Genomic DNA, 5183 nt, shown 5'->3' with positions numbered 1-5183 from the left:
CAAGCGGATAAAATCGCTATTATAATTGCGTCAGTCGCAGCCGCCCTACTTTGTCATTTAACGCGAGCGAAAAAGCAAAATTTGTTCCGCCAACCTACACTCCTCCGCTTATCAAACAGCTCGCTATTAAGTTCATTCGAGATAAATTTTAATGTATTTGCCAGACAGCGCGGCGGCGAAGGTAAATTTTAAAATTTAATCAATATAAAGGACAAATTTAAGTGCCATTGTTATATAATTTATCTTATTTTTAAAAAGGAGTTTGAGATGACTTTTATAGAGTCTGTTCGCACTTGTCTCAAAGAGAATTATTGCAATTTTGAGGGGCGTGCACCACGTTCAGAGTATTGGTGGTTTGCATTATTTGCGGCACTTTTAGGAATAGTAACGTTAGTATTGGATGGCTTTTTAGGCACCTATGCCGTTACGAGTTCCGGTAGAATGATCGGTTTCATTAACTCAATCTTTTTATTGGCAATACTTTTACCTTCTATCGCCGTAGCGGTAAGGCGTCTGCACGATACCGATAGAAGCGGCTGGTTTTATCTGTTAATTTTTGTCCCGATAATAGGCCCAGTAGTATTGATCGTGTTTTTTATCCAGCAAGGCACTAATGGACGCAACCGCTTTGGAGACGATCCGTTGCGACCTGCAAGCAGAGGCTCTATTTTTTAATCCATAGCTTTGCAGCACATACATAAGCTTCGCAAATAAGCTAAATTTAGGGCTAATCCCATTTTGGTTTTAGCCCTTTTTACTAGGCGGTTTCGCTCAAAATAGCCTTTTGTGTTTAAATTTAGATCCGCCGCGCAGATCCAAACTATAAAATTTTAATCCTATTGCCCTTTAATTTCACGATCTTTTTGTCGTTTACGAGCTTCGTAATCGCCTGAGAGACGTTTTGGCGAGGCGCTCCGAGCAGGCTTGCCAGCGTCATTATATTAAAGGGAAGCTCCACGATCTTATCTGCGTTTGCGATGCGATTTAGAAAATTTAAAATCCGCGTCTGGATTTTCGCAAAAACGATCTCTTTAATTAAAATCCGTTGCGAGTAGATATTTTTGATAAGCGCGTTTATGATCGAGCTTGCAAACTCGTCTCCAAGCAGCTCGAAAAGCTCCGAGATATTGATCTGCAGCGTCTCGCAGTCGCTTAAAATTTCAAGGCTCGTGTTTTTGTCCAAGCAGATGTAGGCGCCGCTTCTTACGAAGCTAAAGATAAATTCCTTGCCGTTTTCGTAGCAGTTTAGCTTCGCCCTGCCGCGCAGTAGAATGATAAATTTAAACTTTTGCGCGTATATCACGTCACCGCGAGCGTAGCTTTCGCGCCTAAATTTAGCAATCCGCTCCTTACTTAAAAAGTCGAATTTCTCGCTGTAATCGTTATTTAGTCTATCTATCATAGTAGCTCTTTGCATAAAATTTCACGTAAATTTTACATAAAAAGGATAAATTCGTCGCAATCGCGACAAATTTAAATTTATCTTTGATTTATAATTCGCGTTAAAGACAATCTAGAAAGGATACTTTATGAGGAAAATTTTTATCTCATTTATCTGTGCGTGTTCGCTTTTCGGCGGCGAGGTGATCTCTAAAACCGCTACGATCTCGCAAGACGGCAAAGCAATCGGCGAGGCTGAAATTTTAACACCGATCGAGGTGATATCCAGCGATGGCGGCGTTGCTAAGATTAAAATTAAAGGCGTCGTGAGCGAAAACTATCAGCTTCAAATCCAAAAAAATATGAAAGAGGCTGAAATTTACGCGATTTTTACGAACGAAGCCGAAGCGAATTTTAAAAAGGGTAAAAAGCTCGAGGATGATTACGGCGAGATCTGGTATGAGGCGGAGGGGGTTTACGAGGTCAGCTCGGATGCCGTAGCCAAGGACGCTAAGGCGCTTTATGCGGAAGCAAAGACGAACTACGAGCAGATCTGCTCGGCATGTCACCGCTTGCATGAGCCAAAGAGCTTCACGGCAAATCAGTGGCCTGCAAATTTACAAGAGATGATCAATGCAAACTACGTAGCGCTCGAGGGCGACGATTTAAATTTGATCGTAAAATACCTACAACACAACGCAAAAAAACCTGAATGATAAAGGAGATCAGATGAAAAGGCGAGACTTTTTAAAGGCAGGGATTTTAGGCGCAAGCGCGGCGAGTGCTAGCAGGATCGAGGGGGTTACGCAGACGATTTTTGATAACAAAAAGGTATTCGGCGCGAACAGATTCGGTCCTTTTTGGCTAAATTTAAACTCGTCGCAGATTGTTTCTGTAAGCGATTTCGAAGGCGATAAATTTCCAAATACGATGAATTACAGCTTGCCCGATTCCGTGCAGAACGAAAACCGCGTGCTCTATCCGATGGTGCGCAAAAGCTATCTGAAGGCAAAAGGCGCGGCAAAGAGCGAACTGCGCGGCAAAGAGGAGTTCGTGCGCGTTAGCTGGGACACAGCCCTTGATCTAGCGGCGAAAGCGCTAAAAGAAAATTTCGACAAATACGGCGCCGAGGCGATCTACGGCGAGTGCTATTGGTGGGGCGGTAGCGGTAAGATCGGCTGGGGACGCACCGTAGCGCACCGAATGCTTAAAATTTTAGGCGGCTACGTAGAGGAAAGCGGTGATTATTCGACTGGCGCGGGGCTTGTTATAATGCCTCACGTGCTTGGCTCAAGCGCCGTTTACGACGCGCCTACTACGTGGAAAGCGATCGTCAAAAACGCCAAAAACGTCGTATTTTGGGCGACCGATCCTGCGGTAACCAATCAAATTTCATCCATTCCGCCTACGCACGACGGCTACATCGGTATGCAGGAGCTTAAGAAGTCAGGCATCAAAACCTACAGCGTAAATGTGATGAGAAACGACACCGCGCGCTACTTTGGCAGCGAAGATATCATCGTGCGCCCGAATACCGACACCGCGCTCATCATCGGCATGTGCCATTATCTCTTTACGAATAAGCTCTACGACGAGGAATTTATCAAAAAATACACCGTCGGATTTAATAAATTTAAAGCGTATTTTCTAGGCGAGAGCGATAAAATTGTAAAGGACGCAGCTTGGGCGAGCAAAATTTGCGGACTTAGCGAGGAGGCTATTGCGAAATTTGCTACGGCACTTGCAAAGGAGCCGACCACGATCCTAATCGGTCGCGGTTTGCAGCGCGCAGATCACGGCGAGCAGCCTTTCTGGGCGCTAGTGGCGCTTAATGCGATGCTGGGATATATCGGCAAGGAGGGTCTCGGCTTTGAATTTAGTCTAGGATACGGCTCTGCGGGCTCTACGAATAAAGTGGCTCCGATTTTAAAGGGGCTTAGCACTCGTATAGATGAAAAATACGAAAACACGGGCTCTGCGCCTTGGAAAAGTGCGAAAAACATTACCATCCCGTCTTCTCGCAGCATCGAGGCGCTGGAGCATCCGGGCAAGCAGATCGACTACGACGGCACCAAGATCAAGCTGCCGCATATGAGAGTCGCTTATATGGCGTGCGGATCGATGTTTACGCGCCATCAAGACGTGAATAATATCGTCAAGCAGTGGCGTAAATTTGACACCGTCATTACCGCCGAACCTTACTGGACGAGTACGGCGAAGCTTAGCGACATCGTGCTTCCCGTCGCGATCGAGGTCGAGCGCAACGACATCAACCAAACGGGCGCTACGGGCGAATATATAGTCGCTTACAGACCTGCAATCGAGCCGATGGGCGAGAGCAAGAGCGACTTTTGGATCTGCGAGCAGATTTGTAAGCGCTGGGGATACGGCGAGGTCTTTAGCGAGGGCAAGGACGAGCTAGGCTGGATGAAGGAATTTTACGCCGATGCCGTAGAGCAAGCCAAAGGTCTAAATATAACGATGCCTAGCTTTGAGGAATTTTACGACAAAGGCTTCGTGCGCTTTGAAAAGGACGACGAGAGCAGCGCGCTATACACGCGCCTTGCGGCATTCCGCGAAAATCCAGCCAAAAACCGCCTCGGCACGCCGTCGGGCAAGATCGAGCTTTACTCGCCGGTAATCGCTAAGATGGGCTATGCCGACTGCCCGCCGATGCCTACTTGGATCGAGCCTAAGGAGTGGCTAGGCGATGCGAAAAAGACGGCGAAGTATCCGATCCACGTCGTTAGCCCGCACTCTCGCTACCGCCTGCACAGCCAGCTAAACAACTCGATCATCAGAAATTTCGCCGAGGTTAGCGGCAGAGAGCCGGTGCTGATAAATCCAAAAGACGCCGAAGCTCGCGGACTTGCGAACGGCGACATCGTGCGAGTTTTCAACGACCGCGGCGAAATTTTGGCAGGCGTGCTCGTTACCGACATCGTGCCTGAGCGCGTCGCAGCGATCTGCGAGGGTGCGTGGTACGATCCCGAGGTTTGGGGCGAGAAGAGCCTCTGCCAGCACGGCTGCGTAAATGTGCTTACGTTTGATAAGGGCACGTCAAGTCTCGCACAAAGCAACTCGGCTCACACCGTGCTTGCTCAAATCGAGAAATTTAAGGGGGAGATTAAGCCGATACGGGCGTTTGGTAAACCTAAAATTTTGCAGTCGCTATAAAATTTAGCGCGTCGTCTTTTAAGCGTCTTTGAATGAGCTAGAAAATTTCGCCCTGCGACAGGCTAATTGCCTAGTCTTGGGACGAAATTTTCGTCGCAACATTCAAATCCATCTTAAAATACTTCCGCTTACGTTTTTCTGGCGGCGCGTCGTCTCGTCTTGCAAATCTTGGCTTGCCTTTTTGTGCTCAAATTTAATTCATCAAACTTTGAGCGTAAATTTACTTTCTTTCATATTCGTCAAATTCAAACGTAAATTTTGCGCGGATTAAAAACTCTGCTAAAATTCGCTCAAATTTAACCCAAAGGTCGCGCCGTGCAAATCTCGAATTTGATCCAAAATTTTATCCGCAAACGCATAGTTTCAGAGTCCATTTTGCTGCCGTTTCTCTATCCCGATGAGGGCGAGTTTGAGAGTTTTCAGGAAGGATATAGACTCGTTGGCCGCAAAACTGGCGAGGAGCTAGCAGACGACGCACCGGGCCAGTGGCGCAAGAGCTGGCGGGTCATCGCGCGTAACGGCATGGATGATCCGTTTTTCGTCGATTTTGCCCTCGGGGACGCCTCGCCCGTGTATTTTGCCTATCACGGCGCGGGCTCTTGGGAGCCGATTAAAGTCGCGGACGA

General features: G+C 47.4%; 4 protein-coding genes and 1 pseudogene. 4 read left to right on the top strand and 1 reads right to left on the bottom strand.

Features of this window, described 5'->3' with window-relative positions:
- Nucleotides 1–267 precede the first annotated feature (267 nt).
- Nucleotides 268–675: a DUF805 domain-containing protein gene (locus Q0238_RS01105; RefSeq protein ID WP_297942028.1), complete on the top strand. Its 408-nt coding sequence runs from the start codon at nt 268–270 to the stop codon at nt 673–675.
- A 145-nt stretch (nt 676–820) separates the two neighbouring features.
- Here the strand turns inward: Q0238_RS01105 and Q0238_RS01100 are convergent, their stop codons facing one another.
- The gene (locus Q0238_RS01100; protein WP_297942026.1) at nt 821–1402 is read right to left on the bottom strand and encodes a Crp/Fnr family transcriptional regulator; all 582 of its coding nucleotides are present in this window, start codon (nt 1400–1402) and stop codon (nt 821–823) included.
- A 127-nt stretch (nt 1403–1529) separates the two neighbouring features.
- Between Q0238_RS01100 and Q0238_RS01095 the strand changes: the two genes are divergently transcribed.
- From Q0238_RS01095 to Q0238_RS01085, 3 genes and pseudogenes are all read left to right on the top strand, one after another.
- Nucleotides 1530–2096: a hypothetical protein gene (locus Q0238_RS01095; protein WP_297942025.1), complete on the top strand. Its 567-nt coding sequence runs from the start codon at nt 1530–1532 to the stop codon at nt 2094–2096.
- A 13-nt stretch (nt 2097–2109) separates the two neighbouring features.
- Nucleotides 2110–4557, top strand: coding sequence for a molybdopterin-dependent oxidoreductase (locus Q0238_RS01090; RefSeq protein ID WP_297942023.1), 2448 nt, complete (start codon nt 2110–2112; stop codon nt 4555–4557).
- A gap of 315 nt (nt 4558–4872) precedes the next feature.
- A pseudogene (locus Q0238_RS01085) lies at nt 4873–5183 on the top strand (hypothetical protein); the annotation flags it as partial.

This window comes from uncultured Campylobacter sp. (assembly GCF_938045775.1).
GTDB lineage: Bacteria > Campylobacterota > Campylobacteria > Campylobacterales > Campylobacteraceae > Campylobacter_B.
This window is presented reverse-complemented; position numbering and strand designations above follow the sequence as displayed.

Coding starts and splice junctions, on each gene's coding strand:
- Q0238_RS01105 (WP_297942028.1), top strand. CDS start 268: ATGACTTTTATAGAGTCTGTTCGCACTTGTCTCAAAGAGAATTATTGC.
- Q0238_RS01100 (WP_297942026.1), bottom strand. CDS start 1,402: ATGATAGATAGACTAAATAACGATTACAGCGAGAAATTCGACTTTTTA.
- Q0238_RS01095 (WP_297942025.1), top strand. CDS start 1,530: ATGAGGAAAATTTTTATCTCATTTATCTGTGCGTGTTCGCTTTTCGGC.
- Q0238_RS01090 (WP_297942023.1), top strand. CDS start 2,110: ATGAAAAGGCGAGACTTTTTAAAGGCAGGGATTTTAGGCGCAAGCGCG.